Genomic DNA, 22,623 nt, shown 5'->3' with positions numbered 1-22,623 from the left:
CTGCCGAAGTATCGAAATGTCTCTGACCCAACGCCTGACTTTCCTGTATTCATTGCTGTTGGGCGGCATTCTGTTGATCTTTGGCGCAGGTGCGTTTTTACTTGTTAATACGGTGTTGTTGAGCCAGGTCGATGATACGCTGGCCACGAATGCTGAAGAATTCATCGCCGTATCCAGTGTAACCAGCTTGAAGATGGTGGAGTTTGGTGCGATCCCTGCCAATGTTGATAATGACATCCAAGTGCAAGTGTGGGGGCTGAACGATGAATTGCAACAGGGCTTTGGTGTACTTGGGGAAACAAATAAAGCTTTAGACCCTGCCAATACCCGTGTGAACCATGCGCGGTATCGCGAGGTCACGTATCAAGATGATATGTTGTTGCGGGTATTGAGTGTCCCTTTGCAGACCGGGAACAAACAGATCGCTGTTATGCAGGTGGCAACGCCACTGGATTCCATTGTGTTTGCACGCCAGTATCTTCTATATGTGTTGCTGGTGATCTGGCTGTATGGTGTCGTTGTAGTTGGTTTTGCTTTGTGGTTTACATTGGGACGTGCGCTTGTGCCGCTCAAGACCATCGTGGAGACGGCTGAACATATCAACCGTGCCGACGATCTCTCCCGCCGCATCCCTCTTCAGGGATTTGAAGAGGATGAGATCGGTAGCTTGATCCAAACCTTCAATCGGACGTTGGAAAGACTGGAAACATTGTTCACGTCTCAGCAACGCTTTCTTGCCGATGTGAGCCATGAACTGCGGACACCTCTCACGGTCATCAAAGGCAACGTGGATCTGATGCGCCGTATGAAGCAATTTGACGACGAATCGTTGGTTAGCATCAATCAGGAGGTGGGACGTCTCACACGTCTGGTTGGTGGTGTGTTGATGTTGGCGCAGGCTGAGTCTGGTAACCTCCCGCTGAGTTTCCGCCCTGTTGAATTGGACCTGCTTGTGACTGAGGTCTTTCAAGAGATGCGCATTATTGCTGGGGGAAAGGTCCGCGTTCATCTCAACGAGATCGATCAGATGCAGGTCAACGGTGATCGTGACCGTTTGAAACAAGTATTGATCAACCTTGTGGCGAATGCCATTCAATATACTCCGCAGGATGGGGATGTATTCTTGAGCTTGGCAAAAGTGGGCGATCAGGCACGCATCATCTGTCGGGACACTGGGCCTGGCATCCCTGCCGAGGACTTGCCTCACATCTTTGAACGTTTCTATCGCGCTGAAAAATCACGCACGCGCGGCAAAGCGACCGGGTTCGGCCTCGGGCTTTCCATCACCAAATGGATCGTAGAACATCATAGCGGACACATCGAAGTGGACTCAAAAGAGGGACAAGGGACCACATTCGCGATCTGGCTTCCGTTGTTTAAGTCGTAATTAGGGATTCAATCCCAGTCGTTTGCTTGCCTGTCTGCATAACCCCGCACCATACTTTCGATACCATTCATCTAATGTTGGGCTGGATGTTGCTCCACTTCGTGCATCCTCGTAGATTGGCGCGCCATAGTAAACATAACGTAGCGTCTGTGCGGGCCATGTCCATTCGCCGCGTGAGATGATTCCAATGCCTGCGTTATATCCTGCCAATGCCAGACGGACATTTCCACGAGATGTTTCCAGTGAACGCGAAAGATAATTCAATCCGCGTAGGGCATTTGTGTTTGTGTTGTAAGGATTCTCTCCGCTTTGAAAGTGAAAAGGCATGACCTGGAACAGTCCCATTGCACCGGCTTCTGACTGCGCAAAAGGATCCCCGCAGGATTCGATCTGTAGAATAACAGCGACCAGATTGGGGTCCAGAGAAGAAGCGTTTGCCCAGCGGATGATGTCATTGGCCCAGTATTGCACTTCTCGCGTGAAGATAGGGGAGAGGCTCGTTGAGTCCTTTTGTGATGTATATGTTGCAATAGGTGTGTTGAATGAAAGTGCTGTGATCAAGCATGAGATCACGAAGACGGCTAAGAGTGGCAGGGAATAGAGAGACAAACAGCCGCTTCCATTGGATGGTGCGGCTGTTTGCCGGTTGTTTGGTTTGGAAGTGCGAGCGCGGGGCATAAGTAGGTTCCTCAAATTTGGTTTGGAAACCCGAGCTCGAAAAGAGTTCGGAACTATGGATTGCCGGGGCAAAGCCCGGCAAATTTAAACATCGTACGAACGGTCGCTTTCGGCTGGGCCATTGAAAGACAGGTTATGGTATGTGGGTTCAGCCCGAGTAAATGATGTTTGTTGTGCAGGCTTGGGTGCTGGGTTAGGTGTCGGATGATACATGTTTGTCGTCATAGGTCGATTGATGCTTGAGGCCGGGCGTAATACGGGCGTGGTTGTTGGAGTTGCCGGGCGGTAGGTCGGTTGTTGCTGTTGCACCGGACGCGGACGTGGCGTGTTGGTATTGGTATAAGAAGCACGTTTTTCGTCAGTTGAGAACAATCTCTCTCCCGCTACCGAGAAGGTGCCGATCAAAAGAACACGAATGAACATGATCATTACGGCGACGAAAATCGGAACGATCTTTGCCATGGTTGCAGCGTTGATTACAGCACTTCCGCTAGCGCTGGTATGGTTGACGATCGCCACTGAAACACCCCACCAAGTGAGTGAAGCATTCATCGCGGCCGCTAAGAACCATGCACCAAGTAGGTACCAGATCTCGGCGGGTTCATCGCGTCCCTGCTCAGGGGTAAAGATGCGGGCGATCCCTGCAAAGTCGATGCCACAGAATGCGATGGCCAAAATGGTAGCCCAACGCATGCCGGCGAATTTTAAATCACCCAAAATATCGAGAAGGGCAAACTGCGTTGTGCTGAAATTAAATATCTCAAACGCCAGTAACGCGCCTAAAATCATCCCACCCCACGCCGCGCCTCTTTGGATGCGACGCCCACCGGCAAGACGATTAAACAAATTTGTTATTCCATTTTTGCGATATGTGGTCATTTCAGTCTCCTATACTAAAAGTTCCAATACGTACATTTTAGAACATGCGTTCTAAAATGTCAAGCAAAAAATAAACCCGAAAACCTATAAGGCTTCGGGTTCTTGATCTCAACTCAAAATGTTATACGATCTTTGTGTGATTGTCTGCGTGTAGTGACTTTGCGATCTGTGCCGCGAGTCTGGCGTTATTCAATAACAATGCCAGATTCGATTTCATGGATTTTCCATTCGTCAACTCATTCAGTCTTTGAAGAAGAAAAGGTGTGACATTTTTGCCGTGGATGCCTTGCTCATGTGCCTCTCGGTTCGCACGCTCGATATACGGTTCCATCTCGGACTTTGAAATTGCTTCTGTTTCAGGGACCGGGTTCGCCACTAAAACTGCGCTCTGCAACCCAGCCTCCCAATGTGCCTTCGCAAATCGGACAATTTCTTCCGGGCTATTCAATCTCACACTCACATCCAGTCCGCTTTCACGCGAATAGAACGCAGGGAACTCATCCGTGCCATAGCCGACCACCGGCACGCTCATCGTTTCAAGATACTCCAACGTTGCGGGCAGATCTAGTATCGCTTTTGCGCCTGCGCAGACAACGATCATTGGAATGTTTGCCAAGGCTTGTAGATCGGCCGAAATATCGAACTCCGATTCACGATGTACGCCTCCGATCCCGCCTGTGGCAAAGACTTGGATACCGGCGTGTTTGCACGCGAGCATCGTCCCAGCGACTGTTGTGCCGCCGTGTATCTTTTTGGTAACCACAGTTGCGAAATCACGTGGTCCCACTTTGAAAACATTCTCTGCGTTTGCGAGTATTTCGAGTTGTGCATCTTCCATGCCGACATACAGTTGCCCATCCAGAAAGCCGATCGTAGCTGGAGTTGCACCTTCTGCGCGGACATTGTTCTCCATGTCGTGCGCCAATTGCAGGTTTTGAGGGCGTGGCAGTCCATGGGTGAGTACGGTTGATTCAAGCGCTACAACAGGCGCGTTGACATGAGTCGCTTTCGCGAATTCAGTTGATTTATAAAATTGTGTCATATCCTTAGGGTCTTCCTGCCCAGTGTCCGATCTGATTGTCAATGTGACGTATGGCATCCAGAATGGTTTGTGGGACTTCTTCCTTTTTGTTTCTGATCAGGTCCGCAGTTTCCTGGAACTGTTTTCGATATTCAAGAAGCAAGGATTGTGCATTATACGCATGATCCTTGTTGATAGGTGGAGGAGGGGCCTCTTTTTTCTTTTTGTCACCGTGCATCTCGTGCAAAATATCCAACACTTCTGACATGGGGTCAGCATCATCGATCATTACGTCTTCATCCTCATCTTCATCCGACTCCCATTCAAATATATCCTGACCTTTGCCTCCAAATTTTGTACTTTTTACGGATTTTGACATGGTCAGAAAAACGCTGATAGGTACTTTCTGAATCAGTTCCTTTGTCTTTTTCGTAGCTTCCGAATTTTCGACCGCGCTCATGGCACCTTGATTGCCGCTTTTTAGATTTTCTTGCGTCAATTTCCACGCATCTAAATGCTTGTCAAGAACGATTTCCTTGGGCGATTCCCATGTTCCAACACCGATCCAGTGAAGTTCCACGCCATTACTGCGTGCCTGCCCGGAGAATCCTTCAGCAAACTGAGCGAAAAGATTTTTCACCTTATAGCGTGCCTGAAAGTCGGGTGGCGATTTGATCTCTTTGCGCCCACTGCTGATATCTTCTTCTGATTGTGATATCCGTTGTATTTGCTCAACAATATCTTTTTCGCGCTCTTTTGCTTTTTCGAATTCTGGCATACCGGTGCTTGCCAGATACTCGGATAGATTATGTTCACTCATAAAGCCGCCAAGCTTTCCGCGAATGAGACCTGGCATTTTTTGTGTCCAGTTAAACTCGTAAGTGGATGGGAAAGGTTGGTCTGGTGTCACGCGTGAAGCGGCTTTGAACACGATCTGTTCAACCGCCTCTTTGCTGAAGGGATATGGAACCTCAGGCGTTGCTTCTGGTTTTTCGCCGCGATAGATACTGAACATCAAGCGCACGTCTGTTGCTTTGATGGGGATGCCATCACGACTTCTACTTTGTACAGCCTTCGATTTCGAATCCTGATCGCGTAAGTCCACATGGTGGTTACGAATATCGAATGCATGGCGGAATCTTTCAAAGCCTTCGAGTGTAGCTTTTCCGCCGGGTTCTTTGCCTGTTGGCCCGATCACATGCGGTGTGCCGTCTGCTCGCTCGAAGAGAGCTACCGAGTCCAATTCCACTACCACCTTGCCGGGACCACCGATCAGGAAGGTAGGGGTTTCCATGTGATCTTCCAGTACATTTCCATTTCGAACACGGATAGTTTCATCTCGTCCCGTCAATGCCACGCCACTTACAAAACTCCGCGCGACATTGACATCTTCCAGTTCAAATATATCTGCAAGATAGATTGCGGCAGATTGCAGGGCGATAAAGAACGGAGCGATAAAGACCGGTAAATATTGCAAGATACTTGAGTCTGTGATGATTTCCAGGAGGAACTTTACAAAGTTATTGATGGCAACATCAGGAGGGGATTGTTGTGCCATTAGCGAAGAAAAAAGGACCCTAAGCTGTTCGAACCAACCTGATAAAGGATGATTGATAAGGGTGATGAAAAAGCCAATGATAAAGAACAACGCAAAAAGAGTTGATCTTCGCCATGCCGCTTTCTGAGGATGTAGATCAAAAACTTTGCTGACAAGAACGTCGATCAGGCGAGATGACAATTCCCTGTACAGACGCTGTTCCCTTTGCAGGATCGTTTCGGTGGATGTTGTGTTCATTCTTCCGCCTCGATCCACCGGAGAGCATCTTCCAGTACCTGTTGTTCCATTGCCATTTCGCTTCGCAACTGATCGTTATTGATGATGATTGTCCGTGTGCGCAGTAACAGGGTCTTGAGAGTGTTTTTGATGCCTGACGGCTTTTTGCGGATCAGGTCATTGCTCAGGCGTTCAGCATATTGACGAAACGCCTTATCACGTCCGTACGATTTGGCGATTTCCTGCCTACTTTTGATCTGTTTACTTTCAGCCGCGGCATTGTCATACCAAGATGCCGACCAGCGACTGATGATCGCCTCTTCGATTTGTGGATTGAGACGCAGATTGCTGATGCCCACAGAAACGACCGCAATGCCCTTGCTCTTAAGTAACTTGTATTCCTGGCTTTCAATATGACCTTGGCCACGTTGTCCATTGTCGTCAAGAATATCCACCTCTGGTTTTTTGAGGCGGGCATTGACCATGTCGTTGATCACCTGCAATGCAGTTTTCTTGATGAATTCACTTTTTCCTGATGATGAGCTTTTCGCGGCACCTGAATAAGCTGGAACATTGGTTTTAGTTGTATCTGTGGAGGTGCCTTCCAGTTTTTGAATTGTGCTTGAAAGAAATAGATTGATCCTGCGCAGGAACATAGCAAATCTATCTTGCAAGGTAGTTCGATTCGCTGTAATGAGAATGGGCTGGCTGAGAGGATCTATCTCCTCGTCGGTTGGCTGGGGAGGCTCGGATGGTGGTACAGGCACAAGCTGTTCCTGCTTGAACAATTCATCAAGCGTGAACTTGGCTACATATTCGCGCCAAACGTCCACGGCGAGTGAGGCGGGCAATTCGTTCCAGGCAACCCGTCTTCGAGTGGTATCCGAAGCTATATTGGGATTAATTCCTTCTCCAAGAATGGCTTTACGGATGGCCTCTTTATCTTCCGCTTCCTGCGCCTTGGCCTTTTTTGTGATTCCAGTGCGATATCCAAACCTTGAGCCCGGCTCATTTTCTTTCGGGAAGCCTGTATCCACGCGAAATGAAATGGAGATGCTCGGAATGACTTCAATACCATCACGTGTCAACGCGCTAACCATGCGACGTCGATCCTGTATTTCGTTGTACTCGTCATCATCTATATCATCCCCTGGCTCTGCAAAGGGATCGTCATTTTCTTTTAAACCCACTGTTTGCGACTGAATATGGAGATCCAACGTGCCAGCAATATATTCCCCGCTGTCAATAAAATGAACACCTGGTCCCAATGTTTGCTTGATCTTGACTGGTGTACGGGTAACTGCAGCGCTGGCCGAATCCAGCCAAAGTACCCCAGGGCCATTCTTCTTTTCCTCTCCCTCGCGCTTGATCAACTGTCCATTTCGCAGAAACATAGCTGGTCCATGCCCGCCAAAGAGGTGGGTGAGCATGCGGTCAAAAATCTTTTGGCGGTCTTCAAGTGTCCGCACCGGGAGCACAAATTGTGCAAAAAACGCCATCCACAAAACGAGAAGCGCAGGAAAGATACACGCAAGATCAATTGCGACGTTAATCAGACCAACATTTCCATCGCCTATCGTGACCAGCCATCCGTAAAAGATAAGCATGACTACAAACCAGGCGACAATGTAAAACCAGGGCTTTTTATAGAACGGGGTATCGTCCATGAAGGTGAATTATAACAAATCCCCCGAGATTACTCAGCTACCCATAGGTAGTCTTATATTACAAGTTCTTTAAACCGGTTTGGCTACAGCTAATACGGTACCAAGGATTTGATATTCCTCCGTCAGTTGAATAGGCGAATAATCTTCGTCTGGATTATCAGAATCACTTGTTTCTGAAAGTAGAATTTTCTCGTTGGCAAGATACTTCTTTACCATCATAGATATTTCTTGGTCGGTCAAGTTTGTGCCGGCAATTACAATTGCGCTTTGGTCAACAACCCATGATGATGTGAATAATACATAATCATCCTCTTCTATAGGAATTGGTTTACTCGCATTCATGCTATGCCCTTTTACGCGCGCTAATCCATATTCAGCGCCGCTTATCAAGTTGATGTTCACATCAATATTCTGTGGGGATTTATTGATTGGGTGTAAGTTATGTTGTTTTCCACCTATTTCAACAGTGTATACACTCATTCCGCTTTTTTGGGGAGGCATGCCCCAAATCATGCCACTTGTACCTGCTCGAACAGAATCGTAGACCGGTATCCAAGGAATACGAATATGTGAGGATGGATATAAGGGCTTTTGAAAATTCTTTCTTTTGTGAAATGTTTCAATTTCTTTGGCAAAGAGATCTATTTTTTTGAAGTACTTTTTGTAGGCCGTAGCCTGACTATAGGCCCCTTTTTTTTCGCATTCGTTAATCAACGAACTTAACAGTGAAAGCCCAGCTTTGCAAGCTTCCTGAGACCGGACTATGTTTTCATTTTCAAAATGGATAATTGCAAAGAGCCATTCCGCAAGTGCTTCATTTACGACAAAGCCCGAGATTCGAAAGCCTTGGACTGCATTGGCTAAATCATTCTTTGCGGCGTCATTGTCTCCTTTTTTTATGCGTGCAATTGCAGAATAAAGATAGTAAAAAGGTTGCCGATTACTATGGATGAAATTTGAAATTCGGATTTCTTCTTTGATGTTGTATATAAAAGTCTCTAAATCCTCTTGGTCGTCAATTAAGTCCATAGTTTTCTTTTCCATAGAAAGAACAGCTGGATCTTTATCATCTAGCGCCTTTAGAATTGTGGTGATCTCTTTTCTCATAGTATCCTTTTATAGCTAAAAGCGTTCTTTTAATAGTTTTCGCATTTTCTCAAGTACTGTAAATGATTCGCTTGCGATCCAGGGACGTATGAGGGGATCGTCGAGCCCTTGATCCAATAGCCCTGACAGGGATAGTATCAAGGGCTCTGTCATATTGTCGGCATCGATGTTCTCTAGCTTTTGAGTGATAGTCATCAAAATCGTCCGTTGGGCGTCTGCATGCGCCTGTTCACGAATACGGATTCGCTCTGCCTCTGCTCGACTATTCCTTTGCGCGGATATAATGCCTCTAATACTTCTCCAATATTTTGTCCTCAGATCCTGAACTTCCCTAGGAACTACAACATCAGTGATTTGAATGTTTAGCACCTTGATACCATTTTGCTGAAGCCTTTCTTGAATATTGCCCGTCACCTTTTCAGAGATTCTGCGAGATAAGATTTGTTCAATTTTTTCGGGGATATGGTTTTTCTGTTGATTTAAGTGCGTATGATTTTCAATCTGTGGCGCTAGAAACAATTCGTCTAAGGAATGGCCTGCCACAAAGGAATTGACTTCTCCGGTAATAGTTCCCCATGCACCTTCGAGCCATGACGATTCTTTTAGCTTTCCATCAGATGTCGTTTTCACAGATGTATATTCCACGGCCGCCTTGACAGCTAGTGGATCGAATGGGTATCTTAATTTCGACGATTTTTCCAGAGATTTTTGGCTGGCATTGATTTGAACATCCACTCTAAGCTCTAGCTTTATATGAACACCATCTTTAGTCCACGGTTCTACGTAGCCGCTTTTAGTCTGTGGCCGTAGATCTACAATATCTATGATGCGCTCATGCCTTTCCAATAATGGGACTAATTCACCTGGCCCTACAACACGAGAGAATTGATTCCCACGTTCGAGATATACGCCTGCACCATCGTGTATAACTAAAATTGCCGGACCTCCAAACCAACGCGCCCAATGATCATCTTCAAGCGCAGGCTTATTGATAACAACAAAGGGATATTTTAGGACTGTATCGAGTGGAGGTGGAAATGGCGGCACCCCTAATAACTTTCGGCTAATTAACGATGAAAGCTTTTCGCTTGGCGAGGGTTGGTATATGCTATAGATCAACTCTGATGTTTTACTGAGAATATACCGAAGTGTAATGAGCAATAGTATAGTTGGAGAAAATATGATGATCAGAATTTGTGTGAGATATATATAATAGGTGGTGATATTGATGTTGTCGGGTATCCAATCTTCCATGTGAATAGATGTATACCCCACCACAATATATAATGTGGCAATGAAAACCAGGCCGATAATCGGGGTTACAAAATTTCTGATCCTTTTTAGATCTTGCCAATGACTTTCTGTTGGTGAATACAACCCTTGCCAGTGTTCATGTTCAGGTGTAGTCGAAGATGGGATTGTCATTCTTTTTCCTCCGGACTACTGTAAGTCATTAAATCTTTGATCCTGTCTATACGTTGCTTGAAGTCTGTCACGTCTAATTCCGGTACCTTTTTTATGTATTCTTCCAGTGCATGTACAAAGTATTGGGCGATTACGTGCCGAGGTAAGTCTTCTCGTATTTTGCGGGCCTTGTCAATGCTGTCAGCAATTGCACTTAGTAAAATAGACTTTGAATATGCATGCGCTTTATCTATCTCTTCGCGATAAATGAATTCAATATCAGCCTGTGCCTCCGTAACCCGTTGTTCCCAATAAGAACTCCAAGTTTTTAGGTTCTGTTGAGCTATAAGATTTCCTTTTTCTTCTTCCTCGTCAAGCTTGTAATTGACAATCCGAGCGGTAAAGAGTTGAATGCCTGCTTCTGCTAGTCTTGGGGACAGCAGACTCTTTAAATCATCTGCCATTTCATCTAGTGCGCTTTTGCCTAGTTCGTCATTTCTTGGTCGCCATAATTCATCCAAGCTTCGTTCCGATACTACCTGGCGAGTAACATGCTCTACTTGCATTATTACCCATTCGTCCCAGTGAATCTCGGATTTTTCGTTTTCGTCTTTTTGGGAAGTATTAATTCCCGAAATACTTAGTGCAGACCGAACTCTGCCGGACGAATACGGATGGCTTCCCTTTGGGTGGTCAATTTCATAATCCTTCCCAACTATATATTTTAGTTTTGAGTAAAAAGCTTTTGACCAAGTTGGTTTTGGCCAATTTTCCTTATCAATGGCAAATGCGGTAAAAACAATAGACGGGATCTCCATGCCATCTTTGGTAATTGTGTTAACTTGGGTGACACGCAATTGTGTGCGCAAATCAACTAATGCGACTGGCCATTCAAATTGTTTAGTAAAAGTGACATTGGGGCCGTCAACTCTGTTGAACTCAATGCCTTTCGATATCCCGGCAACTTGATGTGACCAAGTGTAAATTACACCGTGCCCTCCTTGGACCACCGTTGTATCGCCATCTATAACTTTTTCGTACTCACGGCTGGTTTTTGATTTCGCTATCCATATTGGATATTGAATACCCAGTAGATATGCGATAAATGTACGTACTCTTTGCTGTTCTTCCCTTTTGTTTTCCGGGTCGGATGTAGGGTAAATAATTTGCGCAACCTTATACGTTACATGGTAGTAAGTCACAATCAATGGTGTGGAAATAAAAATCACTCCAATCCATTGATCATATAACCAACCTAGGGAAAATGTAAACAAAATGATTGAGATAGAAATTGCCCCTCGTTTGCCACTATGTTCCTTAGTTAGCGAATACCAGCCAGGAATAACTATTGAATAAATGACCAGCCAACGTAAGAATGTAGCATATTGTCCATTGCCAATAAGGTTTGTCAGTAATTTAGGAACATAATAGATTACTGCAACTATGAAGATAATTTCTAAAAAAAACAATACGCTTAAATAAAACCCTTTTCCTAGTCCATCCGTTTGGATTTTATTATATGCATAGAGGACCAGTATAGCTGTGAGCCCAATTGCAAAGAGAATAGGAATAAATATGTCCATCCCTTGATTGATGATTTGTATTACTGTTCTGAAAGTGTCCAGACCCATTTTATAACCGCTCCTTAAACTATCAAAACACCAAACTTGCACCCACTGTAAAATTAGTATATAACTTATATCCGTATTGTCAAGCTACGTACATCATATTTTTTCATTTATGACCCTATCTGTCGAATTTCACTGTCATACTGTTTTTTCAAAAGATTCCCTGACTTCTCCGCGCAAGTTGGTGGAGACTTGTCGTCGTAAGGGGATTGACCGGGTTGTTGTGACGGATCACAACACGATTGAGGGGGCGCGGACGGCTCAGATTTTGACCCCGGAGTTGGTAATCGTGGGCGAGGAGATCATGACGACCCAAGGTGAGATCCTTGCGGCGTTTGTAACTGAAGAGGTGCCTCCGTTTTTATCTCCGCAAGAGACAATTCGTCGCTTGAAGGATCAGGGCGCTTTCATCAGTGTCTCGCATCCGTTTGACAAGTTGCGAAAGGGTGGTTGGAAAGAGGATGACCTGCTCGAAATTCTGCCTGATGTGGATGCGATCGAGGTGTTCAATTCCCGCTGTATGGACCCGGACTTCAACCGCTTGGCACGGGAATTTGCTGAGAAACACAACATTCCAGGGACGGTCGGGTCGGATGCGCATGCAGCGTTCGAGTTGGGGAGAAGCCTCCTTTTGCTGGACCAGTTTGAAGGTCCGGATGAGATGCGGAAGGTTATTCGCAGGGGCGTTCCGAGAGTGAAATGGTCGTCTCCGTGGGTCCATCTGACATCCCGTTTTGCAGTGATTTACAAATCGTTAAACAAGGCTTGACATGGGTTTTCAGGCGTGATAATCTTGCGGGCGTCGTGCCCGGGAAGTGATGCTTTGGTGTTGCGAGCGGGCATAAATTTTTTAGTAGGAGATTTGTAAGATGTCAGAACGTATTGTTGGTACCGTCAAGTGGTTCAATGCCACCAAAGGTTATGGGTTCATTGGTCGTGACAACGGCGAAGATGTGTTCGTTCACTTCAGCGCCATTCAGTCCGATGGATACCGGAAGCTGGTTGCCGAGCAGAAAGTGGAGTTTTCCGTCGAAGATGGCCCGAAGGGTTTGCAGGCCGCCGATGTAAAGCCCCTCTCGTAAGACTAAGCCTGTCGGCTTGCCGACTCAAGTTTTGCGAATCGAACAGAGTTGTCGTGAGACAGCTCTGTTTTTATTTCATGACTTAATCGTGACTTTTGTCATCGTCTATCTGTCTATAATGGATTTGCAGGCCGTAACTTTTTTCTCATTTGGACGACTATTAAGCGAATGTCACTCTTCGACCTTTTCAAGCGAGATGCGGATAAACACACGGTTCTTTCTTCGGGACATGTGGTTCCTGATTCTGCGCGTTGTGTGCAGTGTGGGATCTGTTCCTATAACTGTCCGATCGGTATTGATGTGCGTGCCCATGCCTGGCGAGGTGAGCCTGTGGTTCACAGCCAATGCTTGACGTGCGGTGAGTGTGTGGCACGGTGCCCACGTGGGGTTTTACGGTTCGAGAAAACGGACTTGTTTGCAGTAAAGGGGAAGGTATGAAATATGTGATCATTGGTTCGGGTGTGGCGGGCATCGCGGCAATCGAAGCGATCCGTTCTGTGGATGCGGCGGGAGATGTGATTATGGTTGGCGATGACCCGTACGGGTATTATTCGCGCCCGGGGCTTGCTTATTATTTGACAGGGGAATTGCATGACAAAGCTTTATTTCCACGTACTGCGGATGATTACCGCAAGATGAAATTTCGTTTTGTCAAAGGACGAGTAAAGAATATTCTGCGTGAACAACATGTTTTGGAGTTGGATGGTCAGGCTTCTTTATCTTATGATCGTTTATTGATCGCTGTGGGTGCTCAAGCGATGCCTTTGGAAGTTCCCGGCGCAAACCTTGATGGTGTACTCAAACTTGATCATATGGAAGATGCGAAACGTATTTTAAAACATGCGCGACGTGGAAAGACTGCTGTTGTTGTAGGTGGTGGGATCACGGCGCTTGAGCTGGTGGAAGGACTTGTCACACGCGGGGTGAAGGTCCATTATTTGCTTCGAGGGGATCGGTATTGGAGTAACGTGCTTGACGAGCACGAATCGAAGATCGTTGAACATCGGTTGCAGGAAGAAGGGGTGACTTTGCATCACCACGCCGAGGTGATCGAAGTCACAGGGAAGAGTAACCGCGTGACTGGTGTGCGTATGTTGGATGGCAAAACGTTGAAGTGCGATTTGGTGGCATGCGCGATCGGGATTCGTCCACGTGTGGAGTTGGCGAAGCAGGCTGGGCTGGCGATTGATCGAGGGATTTTGGTCAATGAATATTTGCAGACGAACGACCCCGATATCTTTGCGGCTGGTGATGTGGCGCAAGTCTATGATCCATTGACTGGACGTTCTTCTTTAGATAGCTTGTGGGGGCCAGCGCGTCAACAAGGGTATGCGGCTGGATTGAACATGGCAGGAAAGAAAACGGCCTATATCAAAGAGGCTCCGTTCAATGTGACGCGCCTGGCTGGCCTTACAACAACGATCATCGGCACAGTTGGGCGTGGACTGGACAAAGATGTGATCGGCATAGCGCGTGGGGATAGCGAGACTTGGCGTCAATTGCCCAACTCTGTGGTGGCGCAAACTGGTTTCGATGTGAATCATGTGCGGTTGCTGGTTGGCGAGAAAAAATTATTAGGCGCGATTGTGATGGGCGACCAGAAACTTTCGTTTCCGCTTCAGAAGATCGTGACGGAGAATGTAGATATTTCTCCGATCCGTGAGAGATTGCTTGCACCGAACGCAAAGATCGGTGATGTGATCGCTGAGTTTTGGACAACTAGAAAATAAAATTTGGAATCCAGAAGTTCGTTTTTTTGCGTTTGACACAAAAGTTGGAAATGCGGAGGGCTTATGTTGCGAGGGAATAGGGAATTATGGTTTGCGTTTCTTGCGATGATCTTGATCACTGGGGTGTATGGCTTGGTTATCTTCCTTACTCGTGAAGTTCCGCCTGCGAGCGAATTGTTCGGTCACGGTATGGGGATCGTGGGGTTTGTTCTAATGTTGATGACTGAGACGTTGTACAGCCTTCGTAAACGAAGTAGGAGCGTGAAATGGGGAAAAATGTCCACGTGGTTGCAGTTGCATATTTTCACCGGGCTTGTAGGGCCGTATATGGTGTTGCTCCATACATCATGGAAGTTCAATGGGCTTGCAGGTGCAACAACCTTATTGACCATCATCATTGTCTTTAGTGGATTTATTGGCCGTTATATTTTTACGCGCATCCCACGTACCATGGATGGACTTGAGATCGAAGGGACACTCTCACAGGAAGCGCTCAAACAGGCGCGCCGCTTGATGGCTCTTTGGCATACGATCCATATTCCGATTGGCATGGCGTTGTTCATTTCCGCATTCGTGCATATCGGTGCGGCATTGTATTACGCAACCTTCTTGAAGTAGTGGGAGGAAAAATGAAAAACAATCGTTTAGGTTGTCTATCTGGGACAGGAATCATCGCGGCCATTATCACGGCTTTTGTGATCGCGGGATATGCCTATGCTCAGGGTGGGGTACTATATAACCCGGGTCCTTTGAACGCGCATGGCGATGAGATATTGGGCGGGGTTAAGTCGCACGCTGATATCGGCGGGAATTGTAAGGCTTGTCACGCAGCGCCATGGGAAGCGGCAAAAATGGAAGACCGTTGTGTAGATTGTCATGGAACTGTGGCAACTCAAATGAAGGATGTCGCATCGATGCACGGGAAGATGTTGCACGACAACCCGGACTTGAATTGCCGTCACTGCCACCCAGAACATCGTGGGGCAGATGCCAGCCTCACCGAAATAGGAGATGCAGTTTTTCCGCATGAGGTGGTGGGATTCTTGTTGACCGGACACCAGTTCAAAGTCACGAATGAAGCGTTTGTTTGTTCTGATTGTCATGGTGAAGATATATCCCGATTTGACTTGCAAATGTGCGATACCTGTCATCGTCAAATGGATCTGGGATTTATGACAGCACACACATTGTCTTATGGCTCGGCGTGTCTTGATTGCCATGATGGCGCAGATAGCCTTGTTACGAATTTCAATCACGATAAATTTTCGTTCAAGGTGACTGGCAGTCACGTGGGGCTTCCGTGTGTGCAATGCCATACCGATGCACGCAAGATCAGTGACTTTCAAATGGCCAAGCAGGATTGCTATTCCTGTCATCTTAAGGATGAACCTCATGACGGGCGCTTCGGGCAGGACTGTTCGGCCTGTCACTCCGTAGACGGTTGGACACCAGCGAAATTTGATCACAACCTTTCAGCTTTCAAGTTGGAGGGTGAACATGCAGAAGCGCGTTGTGAGCAATGCCACGTGAACAACGTTTATAAAGGGACTCCTACAGATTGTTATTCCTGTCATAAGCAGGATGACGAGCATGATGGGCGGTTCGGCACCGATTGTTCGACCTGCCATCTCCCGACCTCGTGGGAGAATGTCACGTTTGATCATAAGAAAAGTTTCCCGCTAACAGGGAAGCATGCAGACGTGGCATGTGAAAAGTGCCATGTGAATAGCCAGTTTGTTGGTTTGCCACGGAATTGCTCAGGTTGCCACAGTGACCCATCTTTCCATGCAGGGATGTTTGGTCTCAACTGCATCTCATGCCATACGACCGATAATTGGTATGCACCCTATCGTGGTCCGCACCCTGGGATCGCAGATGAAGGTGGAAGTGGAGTCAATCATGGTGGTGCATCGTGTCGTGATTGTCATACACAGACATTGAATACTGCTACTTGTACAGCCTGCCATGATGGGAATCCAGAGGATGAAGGAGGCGGTGGAGATGGTGGAGGTGACGATGATTAGGTGTAGGATACGTTGTCGGTAATAGAATCAACCCCGCGTCTATGAAAGACGCGGGGTTTTTCGTTTTTTAAAGTAAGAGTTGTTTCGGGTGATTGTGTAAGTGATGCCTTTTGAAGGCTATGCCTCCATTGCGCCAAACCAACCCTTGCGTTCCATCCATTTTACAAATTCAAGCACTGGGGAAATGGTTAGCGAAAGAGCAAAGATAATGGCCCAGTCAATGAGTGGAAGGCTGAAAGTGTTGAAAGGTTCATGCAAGGCGGGGATGTAAATGATCGCCAACAGCAGTACAGATTCCCAGAGGATGGCAGTGTTTAGCCACTTGTTCTCGAACGGACGGTTAAAGACCGAGTGACGGTCAGAGCGGAAGTTATAGGCTTTGAAGAATTGCACCAGGACCAACGATACGAAGGTCATGGTCATCGCCTCTTCCTGACTGCGGCCCGAGTTAAACGCCCAGATGAACAGACCGAGATTGATGATCGTGGACCAGATACCGCCCGCCAACATGAGTGCAACTACGGGGCGGGTGAAGATGCCTGTCTTTTGATTACGCGGTTTGCGCTTCATCAAGTCTTTTTCAGCAGGGTCAACAGAAAGCGCCAGAGCGGGTAACCCATCTGTAGCGAGGTTGACGTAAAGAATTTGCACGGCGGTCAAAGGCAGGGGCAAGCCAAGCAACGCAGAGCCAGCCATCAGGCCGATCTCGCCGATATTCGAGGAGAGCAAATACATCAAATATTTCTTGATGTTGCCGAATACGCCGCGCCCTTCTTCGACAGCCGCAACGATGGAAGCGAAGTTGTCATCGGTAAGGGTCATGGCGGCGGCTTCTTTGGTTACATCTGTGCCGGTGATGCCCATCGCGATGCCAATATCCGCTTTCTTGAGGGCGGGTGCATCGTTCACGCCGTCACCGGTCATGGCGACGATGTGTTCGTTGGCTTGTAATGCCGTGACCACACGCAATTTGTGAGCAGGGGAGACGCGTGCATACACGTCGATGGTTTCCACTTCGCGCTTGAAATCTTCATCGGAGATGCCATCGAGTTCTGCACCGGTCACCACGCGCCCGGTTTTGAGCAGGCCCAACTCACGTGCTACAGCCTGAGCCGTGAGAGGATGATCGCCCGTGATCATCACGGCACGAATGCCTGCGCTTTCACAGACGGCAATCGCTTCCTTTGCTTCGGGGCGTGGAGGATCGATCATGCCAGCCAGCCCGAGAAAGGTCATGTCGGTTTGAGCAGACTCAATTACCGCGTCTGGCTTTGAAGCGATACCAAGAACACGCAGGGCCTGGCTGGCGAATTCACGAGCCGTATCCATGACCTGCTTGCGAGTCGCTTCATCCAATTTTTTAACGCCATTTGATGTGAGGATCGAATCGCAGTTATCTAAAATGATCTCGGGTGCGCCTTTGGTATAGGCCACCTTGCCTTTCTCCGTTTGATGGAGGGTGGTCATACGCTTGGTTTCGGATGTGAATGGGATTTCCTGCAAGCGTGGATACGCATTATCCAACGCTTCTTTCTTAAGCCCGGCCTTGGCCGCTGCGACGACGAGAGCACCTTCGGTGGGGTCGCCTTTGATATCCCAATCGTTCTTTTCATTGTTGGTTTCATCTTTGACAATGGTTGCGTCCGACGCGAGCGTGGCGGCGGTGAGCATGTGCTTCAACTCGCTTGTCGGTTCCATGCTCTTGCCGTCGCTGGTGAAGCGCCCCACAGGTTCGTAGCCGGAGCCGCTGACATCAAAGACCTGCCCCGCTACATACAGTTTGCGCACGGTCATCTCGTCTTTGGTGAGCGTACCTGTTTTATCGGAACAAATAACCGATGTACTGCCGAGTGTTTCCACAGCAGGAAGGCGGCGGATGAGCGCATTCCTCTTAACCATTTTCTGCACACCGATGGCAAGTGAGATGGTCACAACAGCAGGCAGTGCTTCTGGCACAACGGCCACCGCCAACGCAATGCCGAAGATGAGCATTTCGATAAAGGGTTGTCCGCGTAGGAGGCCGAGCGCTACGATAATGCCGACCACAACGAACGCTGCGCGTGCCAGCACAGAGCCGACCCTATCAAGGTTTTGTTGTAACGGTGTCTTACTGCTTTCAACGGTTTGCAGAAGCTGTGCGATCTTTCCGAACTCGGTTTGCATGCCTGTTGCAACGATCAAGGCTCGTCCGCGCCCATAGGTGGCGGCGGTTCCAGCGTAGACCATGTTCTTGCGGTCGCCCACAGGCATCTCTTGAGTTTGAAGCGCGTCGGTGTGTTTTTCCACGGGCACCGATTCCCCGGTCAACGCCGCCTCTTCGATCTGCAGGTTGATGGATTCGATCAAACGTCCATCTGCCGGAATACGATCACCGGTGTGCAATATCACCACATCGCCGGGCGCAACCTCACGCGCGGGCACTTTCACTTCCTGTCCATCTCGCAGTACGGTTGCGGTGGGTGCGGCCATTTGTCGCAAGGCTTCGATGGCGCGTTCGGCGCGATATTCCTGCACAAAGCCAAGTCCCACGGCAAAGAGCACGATCACTGCAATGACAACTGACTCAACACCATGCCCCAGGAAAAAGGAGAGGACCGTTGCGCCAAGCAGGATGAGGATCAATACATTTTTAAATTGTTCAAAGAGAATCTCCCACGGCGAAACGCGATGCGCAGCCTTGATCTCATTCGGGCCATATTGTGCCAGACGTGTATCCGCCTCTTTCTGACTTAGGCCTGTTTCGCCGCTATTGAGCTGGGCAAACGCCTGGTCCTTGCTCTTTGTGTGCCAGTAATTGTTTTGTTCCATAACTAAAGTATCTCTCCTTATTTATTTTTATCTTTCAATGTTGGAGTTTCTGATTTGAAGACAAAGTTATTGAAAATATAGATAGGCCCTACCAACAAAAGCAAGGCAAACACTGCAAGAATATCCAACCCGAGGACGATGATCTCCTCGAACCAGATGACAAGGGATGTCCCACCAGCTCCTGTGAGGAGAGCGGGCTTCCAATATTTCCGCAGTACGGATGTTGTGTTCGTGGACATGGGCTTACTCCTTTCTGTTTGGTGACAAATCAGATATGGGGCGGTGGCAAAGAAAAGACCACCGCCTAGTAGGCGATGGTCTTGCGCTTATATCCAGACAGCCGGGAAATCTCTTTCCGTCTTGACGACTGCCAGACCCGAAACCGGTTCGGGGGCTACTCCCCATCGGAGTAATTAGAGTTTACAGCGGAACATTAACCATGTCAATTACAAAACCGAAATGTAATGGTTAGATATATCCTTCTGCTTTCAATATACCTGCGAAGGCTTGGTCTCCATCGGCAACGGCTTTTTCCTTCCAATCCTTTGCTTCAGGATTGAACAATTCCTCAAATCCATGTTTTGCTTTCGTAAGCAGAGCTTCATTTTTGGTTCCGTGCCAATACGCGCGGTTTTCGTGCACCATCACACGTGGGCTTTGGAACAGACCATACATCGTATCGCCCAATGTACCGAACTCATATGCCGTGGCGAAAAAACGCTTTTCGGGGAATTCATGTTTCCATAGCTCATACTCGTAATCCACCATGTCACCACGGATGGCGTAAAACTCATCGGCTGTGGCGGCAACCACGAGCGGATAGTTGAAGCGCTTTACGTAATACTCAGAGGCACCTTTATCCAACGCGGAGTTGACCAAACTCATCTGGTAACGCGGACCATAACCGGTGTGCATGTCCAAGTGAAGGATCTGTTCGTAGGCGGACAACATTTGTTTGTAGAGATCCATCAGCGTTTGAGTCTCTTCGGGGCGTTTCGTTCCGCCGTAGTACAAACCTTTGGGGTCTCGATATTGTCCGAGCAACAATGCATATCGGAAGTTTTTCATGCCCATGCGAGCGATGTGCCAAAACAGCTGAAGCGTGTAGCCAACATTGTCGAAAAGCAGGTTCTGTATCTTTGTACCCGGATTGAGGAACCTGGCGATCTTGTTGTAATTGGGATTGAAGTTTGGGTCGTGGTCAATGTTGTAGAGGAACGTGCGGTTGAGGTCGATGTTGTCTTTGTTGCCACGGCGGTGATGTTTCATGCCCCAGGGGTTGATGGCGTGGACAAACAATATGCCTGTGTTGTTCGCATCCAGTTGGGGCATGTATTTCTCGATAAAGAGTTGTTGCATTGCTGAGCCGACGTAACCTTCCACACCGTGTTCGCCTGTGGTCAGAACAAAAACCTTTTGGTTGGATTGATTTGCCTCGGAATAGATCCAGTCAATGGTTAGGTCTTCGTCGCCAGAGAGTTTGTGTTGAAAGAGTTTCGCCTTTGGCCATTGGGATTGGACAACGGAAAGATTATTCCGAAAGCGTTCACGTGATGATTCGTAGGTTTGAGGGAAGAGGGATTGGGTGTTTGTCATGGGGTTTTGCTGCTCTTTGCTCCCTGCGCCGTCCTCGGCGCAGGATTGTTAATTGTTATACGCCGCCGCGGACGGCGGCTTGAGCCTAAACTTGATATGGCTTGAGTTGATATTCAGTATATTCCGTTTCGCAGGCGTGGCCGCGGCCAATCCACGCTTTGAGCGTTTCGACTTGAATGATGATGCTGAAGACGGTGTGAGTTTCTGTCCCATGCTTGCAAATGGATGTGGGATACCCAGCATGGTCCGCCAACAGCGTTTGAAAAAGTTCGGGAGTCAGCTTGCCGTAATTTTGTTTGAGCAGGTACTCAGCTCGGTTGTGGCGAATGATCGAGTTGGCGATCACGCCCCGGTCACGTTCGAAGCGGCGCATGGACGGAGTCGCATAATGATTGGCGTGTGTCATCACATCGTCCGCGATATAGATCGCTTCGAGGTCTGTCGCTGAGCCTTCCATCGAATAGACCTCGCCGCTTCCATCTGCAAGTACGTTGTTGTAACTGGATGCGCGATTGGGGAGCAGGCAATGCGTCATGGCTTCGCTCAAAGTTTTTGACCCCAAAATAGCGCGGACAACAAGCAGACGTGGCACGCCGGGACGCGTATCATTGGCGTCGAGTTGATTGCCGGTCAGGCTGATCTTCGCGGCGTTGTATCCCGCGCTGATAGCGATGCCGCCGACTGAAATACCGATGAATTCTGGTTCGCTTCCTGCCTGGACCTTGAGCATGACCAGCTTCGATTCAGTTTCTGGCAGGAGATCATTTGTGTGCGCGATGAGGGTGGAGCCATCGGCTGTGGCTTTGCCACGTGCGGCCATATCGGTGCAACCGTGCCAGGCCACATCCTCCCAGAGTTCTTCGCACATGAGCAGAAAAACATCCTCGAAGGGAATCTCCGCGCCCTCGGCAATGCCTTCGAGTTCTTCAATGTATTGCGGATACACCGTGCGGCTAGGTTCTAAATAGAGTTTGCTTTGCTCGAGCATGGCGTCCCATGTTGCACCTTTGGGGAGCTCATTTCGCAGACCCGCAAACATGCTTTGGATTCCATCCTTGCATTGACGGCCTATCTGCAAACCGACCTCGCGATGTGTTCCGCGCGCCTCGATGATGGGAAAGGGTTTATTGGACATGGGTACCTTTTTGATTTGTCGGATTGTCATCGTCTTCATTCCACAACATGGGATTGGATTCAATGTAATCGGTTTTGTTCTGTAAATCCTTCTCGTCACGGATGATGTGTTCGTAATAATTGCGTTGCCAGATGCCAGTGGTGTTGTGTTCTTTGTTTGCGCGATAGGAAATGGCGGATTTGTATGAACGCATGATTGCACCCAATGAACCAGAGTTGACATTTATTTTATGATGATTTGAATTGTCATCGTAGGGGCGCAGCATTGCTGCGCCCCTACCGTTATCCGTGATCACAATAATCCCATGCAAATGATTTGGCATAACCACATACGCGCCCAATTCTACAAACGGAAAATGTTCAGGGATCGCGCGCCAACATTCGTCCGCGATTTTGCCGAGATTTGAGAGATCGACATATGCATCAGCAGGGAACGGAGGTTGGACAACCTCACCAAACAGGCAATCACGATGATAGGTGACGATGGTCACGTAATATGCGCCTTCGGAGGAATAATCGAATCCTTTCAGGCGGATGGATCGGCGGTGATGTTTTTGTGGATCGAATTTCGATTTCATGTTGGTAGGGGCAGGGTTCGCGCTGAGCGGAGTGACAACGAAGACGAAGCGTCCCTGCCCAATTCGCATACCAATAATTGTTATTTGGGCGGTGATGGGGGCGGGGTTTCCCCGCCCATGTCGCAT

At 48.1% G+C, this 22,623-nt stretch carries 20 protein-coding genes; 7 read left to right on the top strand and 13 right to left on the bottom strand.

Annotated elements, in window-relative coordinates; translation table 11 throughout:
* Positions 1 to 16: 16 nt before the first annotated feature.
* Entirely contained in the window at positions 17 to 1,387 is a 1,371-nt protein-coding gene (locus IPP66_19710) for a HAMP domain-containing histidine kinase (GenBank protein MBK9927502.1), read from the top strand.
* Here IPP66_19710 and IPP66_19705 read toward each other — a convergent pair whose 3' ends face one another.
* The 8 genes from IPP66_19705 to IPP66_19670 all read right to left on the bottom strand — a co-directional run bounded on the left by IPP66_19705 (position 1,388) and on the right by IPP66_19670 (position 11,548).
* Positions 1,388 to 2,065 (bottom strand): transglycosylase SLT domain-containing protein, encoded by a 678-nt coding sequence (locus IPP66_19705; protein ID MBK9927501.1) that lies wholly within the window; start codon positions 2,063 to 2,065, stop codon positions 1,388 to 1,390.
* 84 nt (positions 2,066 to 2,149) lie between these two features.
* Positions 2,150 to 2,944, bottom strand: coding sequence for a hypothetical protein (locus IPP66_19700; protein ID MBK9927500.1), 795 nt, complete (start codon positions 2,942 to 2,944; stop codon positions 2,150 to 2,152).
* 121 nt (positions 2,945 to 3,065) lie between these two features.
* The gene (locus tag IPP66_19695) at positions 3,066 to 3,986 is read right to left on the bottom strand and encodes a pseudouridine-5'-phosphate glycosidase (protein ID MBK9927499.1); all 921 of its coding nucleotides are present in this window, start codon (positions 3,984 to 3,986) and stop codon (positions 3,066 to 3,068) included.
* A gap of 4 nt (positions 3,987 to 3,990) precedes the next feature.
* On the bottom strand, positions 3,991 to 5,760 hold the full coding sequence (locus tag IPP66_19690) for a hypothetical protein (GenBank protein MBK9927498.1): 1,770 nt from the start codon (positions 5,758 to 5,760) through the stop codon (positions 3,991 to 3,993).
* Positions 5,757 to 7,406 carry a hypothetical protein gene (locus IPP66_19685; protein MBK9927497.1) on the bottom strand — a complete coding sequence of 550 codons (1,650 nt, stop codon included), beginning with the start codon at positions 7,404 to 7,406 and terminating at the stop codon, positions 5,757 to 5,759. The genes IPP66_19690 and IPP66_19685 overlap by 4 nt, the downstream gene beginning before the upstream one ends.
* 69 nt (positions 7,407 to 7,475) lie before the next feature.
* Complete coding sequence (locus tag IPP66_19680; protein ID MBK9927496.1) at positions 7,476 to 8,513, bottom strand: hypothetical protein; 1,038 nt, start codon at positions 8,511 to 8,513, stop codon at positions 7,476 to 7,478.
* 15 nt (positions 8,514 to 8,528) lie between these two features.
* A complete protein-coding gene (locus tag IPP66_19675; GenBank protein MBK9927495.1) occupies positions 8,529 to 9,938 on the bottom strand; it encodes a hypothetical protein in 1,410 nt (469 codons plus the stop codon).
* A complete protein-coding gene (locus IPP66_19670; GenBank protein ID MBK9927494.1) occupies positions 9,935 to 11,548 on the bottom strand; it encodes a hypothetical protein in 1,614 nt (537 codons plus the stop codon). The genes IPP66_19675 and IPP66_19670 overlap by 4 nt, the downstream gene beginning before the upstream one ends.
* Before the next feature lie 301 nt (positions 11,549 to 11,849).
* Here IPP66_19670 and IPP66_19665 point away from each other — a divergent pair, with 301 nt between their 5' ends.
* The 6 genes from IPP66_19665 to IPP66_19640 all read left to right on the top strand — a co-directional run bounded on the left by IPP66_19665 (position 11,850) and on the right by IPP66_19640 (position 16,381).
* Positions 11,850 to 12,314, top strand: coding sequence for a PHP domain-containing protein (locus IPP66_19665; protein ID MBK9927493.1), 465 nt, complete (start codon positions 11,850 to 11,852; stop codon positions 12,312 to 12,314).
* A 100-nt stretch (positions 12,315 to 12,414) separates the two neighbouring features.
* On the top strand, positions 12,415 to 12,627 hold the full coding sequence (locus tag IPP66_19660; GenBank protein ID MBK9927492.1) for a cold-shock protein: 213 nt from the start codon (positions 12,415 to 12,417) through the stop codon (positions 12,625 to 12,627).
* 168 nt (positions 12,628 to 12,795) lie between these two features.
* Entirely contained in the window at positions 12,796 to 13,065 is a 270-nt protein-coding gene (locus IPP66_19655) for a 4Fe-4S dicluster domain-containing protein (GenBank protein ID MBK9927491.1), read from the top strand.
* A complete protein-coding gene (locus IPP66_19650) occupies positions 13,062 to 14,357 on the top strand; it encodes an NAD(P)/FAD-dependent oxidoreductase (GenBank protein ID MBK9927490.1) in 1,296 nt (431 codons plus the stop codon). The genes IPP66_19655 and IPP66_19650 overlap by 4 nt, the downstream gene beginning before the upstream one ends.
* Before the next feature lie 63 nt (positions 14,358 to 14,420).
* The gene (locus tag IPP66_19645) at positions 14,421 to 14,975 is read left to right on the top strand and encodes a hypothetical protein (protein ID MBK9927489.1); all 555 of its coding nucleotides are present in this window, start codon (positions 14,421 to 14,423) and stop codon (positions 14,973 to 14,975) included.
* Positions 14,976 to 14,986: 11 nt separating this feature from the next.
* The gene (locus IPP66_19640; GenBank protein MBK9927488.1) at positions 14,987 to 16,381 is read left to right on the top strand and encodes a cytochrome c3 family protein; all 1,395 of its coding nucleotides are present in this window, start codon (positions 14,987 to 14,989) and stop codon (positions 16,379 to 16,381) included.
* Positions 16,382 to 16,498: 117 nt separating this feature from the next.
* Here IPP66_19640 and IPP66_19635 read toward each other — a convergent pair whose 3' ends face one another.
* The 5 genes from IPP66_19635 to IPP66_19615 all read right to left on the bottom strand — a co-directional run bounded on the left by IPP66_19635 (position 16,499) and on the right by IPP66_19615 (position 22,497).
* Positions 16,499 to 19,189 carry a cation-translocating P-type ATPase gene (locus tag IPP66_19635; GenBank protein ID MBK9927487.1) on the bottom strand — a complete coding sequence of 897 codons (2,691 nt, stop codon included), beginning with the start codon at positions 19,187 to 19,189 and terminating at the stop codon, positions 16,499 to 16,501.
* A gap of 17 nt (positions 19,190 to 19,206) precedes the next feature.
* Entirely contained in the window at positions 19,207 to 19,428 is a 222-nt protein-coding gene (locus IPP66_19630) for a hypothetical protein (protein ID MBK9927486.1), read from the bottom strand.
* 229 nt (positions 19,429 to 19,657) lie between these two features.
* Positions 19,658 to 20,785, bottom strand: a complete 1,128-nt coding sequence (locus IPP66_19625; GenBank protein MBK9927485.1) for a DUF2817 domain-containing protein — start codon at positions 20,783 to 20,785, stop codon at positions 19,658 to 19,660.
* An 85-nt stretch (positions 20,786 to 20,870) separates the two neighbouring features.
* A complete protein-coding gene (locus IPP66_19620; GenBank protein ID MBK9927484.1) occupies positions 20,871 to 21,920 on the bottom strand; it encodes a hypothetical protein in 1,050 nt (349 codons plus the stop codon).
* The gene (locus IPP66_19615; protein MBK9927483.1) at positions 21,910 to 22,497 is read right to left on the bottom strand and encodes a hypothetical protein; all 588 of its coding nucleotides are present in this window, start codon (positions 22,495 to 22,497) and stop codon (positions 21,910 to 21,912) included. The genes IPP66_19620 and IPP66_19615 overlap by 11 nt, the downstream gene beginning before the upstream one ends.
* Between the last annotated feature and the right edge of the window lie 126 nt (positions 22,498 to 22,623).

The organism is Candidatus Defluviilinea proxima (assembly GCA_016721115.1).
GTDB lineage: Bacteria > Chloroflexota > Anaerolineae > Anaerolineales > Villigracilaceae > Defluviilinea > Defluviilinea proxima.
This window is presented reverse-complemented; position numbering and strand designations above follow the sequence as displayed.

Excerpts from the sequence above, each read along its gene's own strand:
- IPP66_19655 (MBK9927491.1), top strand. The coding sequence starts at position 12,796 with ATGTCACTCTTCGACCTTTTCAAGCGAGATGCGGATAAACACACGGTT.
- IPP66_19615 (MBK9927483.1), bottom strand. The coding sequence starts at position 22,497 with ATGAAATCGAAATTCGATCCACAAAAACATCACCGCCGATCCATCCGC.
- IPP66_19645 (MBK9927489.1), top strand. The coding sequence starts at position 14,421 with ATGTTGCGAGGGAATAGGGAATTATGGTTTGCGTTTCTTGCGATGATC.
- IPP66_19630 (MBK9927486.1), bottom strand. The coding sequence starts at position 19,428 with ATGTCCACGAACACAACATCCGTACTGCGGAAATATTGGAAGCCCGCT.
- IPP66_19685 (MBK9927497.1), bottom strand. The coding sequence starts at position 7,406 with ATGGACGATACCCCGTTCTATAAAAAGCCCTGGTTTTACATTGTCGCC.
- IPP66_19695 (MBK9927499.1), bottom strand. The coding sequence starts at position 3,986 with ATGACACAATTTTATAAATCAACTGAATTCGCGAAAGCGACTCATGTC.
- IPP66_19675 (MBK9927495.1), bottom strand. The coding sequence starts at position 9,938 with ATGACAATCCCATCTTCGACTACACCTGAACATGAACACTGGCAAGGG.
- IPP66_19710 (MBK9927502.1), top strand. The coding sequence starts at position 17 with ATGTCTCTGACCCAACGCCTGACTTTCCTGTATTCATTGCTGTTGGGC.
- IPP66_19700 (MBK9927500.1), bottom strand. The coding sequence starts at position 2,944 with ATGACCACATATCGCAAAAATGGAATAACAAATTTGTTTAATCGTCTT.
- IPP66_19665 (MBK9927493.1), top strand. The coding sequence starts at position 11,850 with ATGACGACCCAAGGTGAGATCCTTGCGGCGTTTGTAACTGAAGAGGTG.
- IPP66_19640 (MBK9927488.1), top strand. The coding sequence starts at position 14,987 with ATGAAAAACAATCGTTTAGGTTGTCTATCTGGGACAGGAATCATCGCG.
- IPP66_19670 (MBK9927494.1), bottom strand. The coding sequence starts at position 11,548 with ATGGGTCTGGACACTTTCAGAACAGTAATACAAATCATCAATCAAGGG.
- IPP66_19650 (MBK9927490.1), top strand. The coding sequence starts at position 13,062 with ATGAAATATGTGATCATTGGTTCGGGTGTGGCGGGCATCGCGGCAATC.
- IPP66_19680 (MBK9927496.1), bottom strand. The coding sequence starts at position 8,513 with ATGAGAAAAGAGATCACCACAATTCTAAAGGCGCTAGATGATAAAGAT.
- IPP66_19625 (MBK9927485.1), bottom strand. The coding sequence starts at position 20,785 with ATGACAAACACCCAATCCCTCTTCCCTCAAACCTACGAATCATCACGT.
- IPP66_19690 (MBK9927498.1), bottom strand. The coding sequence starts at position 5,760 with ATGAACACAACATCCACCGAAACGATCCTGCAAAGGGAACAGCGTCTG.
- IPP66_19635 (MBK9927487.1), bottom strand. The coding sequence starts at position 19,189 with ATGGAACAAAACAATTACTGGCACACAAAGAGCAAGGACCAGGCGTTT.
- IPP66_19660 (MBK9927492.1), top strand. The coding sequence starts at position 12,415 with ATGTCAGAACGTATTGTTGGTACCGTCAAGTGGTTCAATGCCACCAAA.
- IPP66_19620 (MBK9927484.1), bottom strand. The coding sequence starts at position 21,920 with ATGTCCAATAAACCCTTTCCCATCATCGAGGCGCGCGGAACACATCGC.
- IPP66_19705 (MBK9927501.1), bottom strand. The coding sequence starts at position 2,065 with ATGCCCCGCGCTCGCACTTCCAAACCAAACAACCGGCAAACAGCCGCA.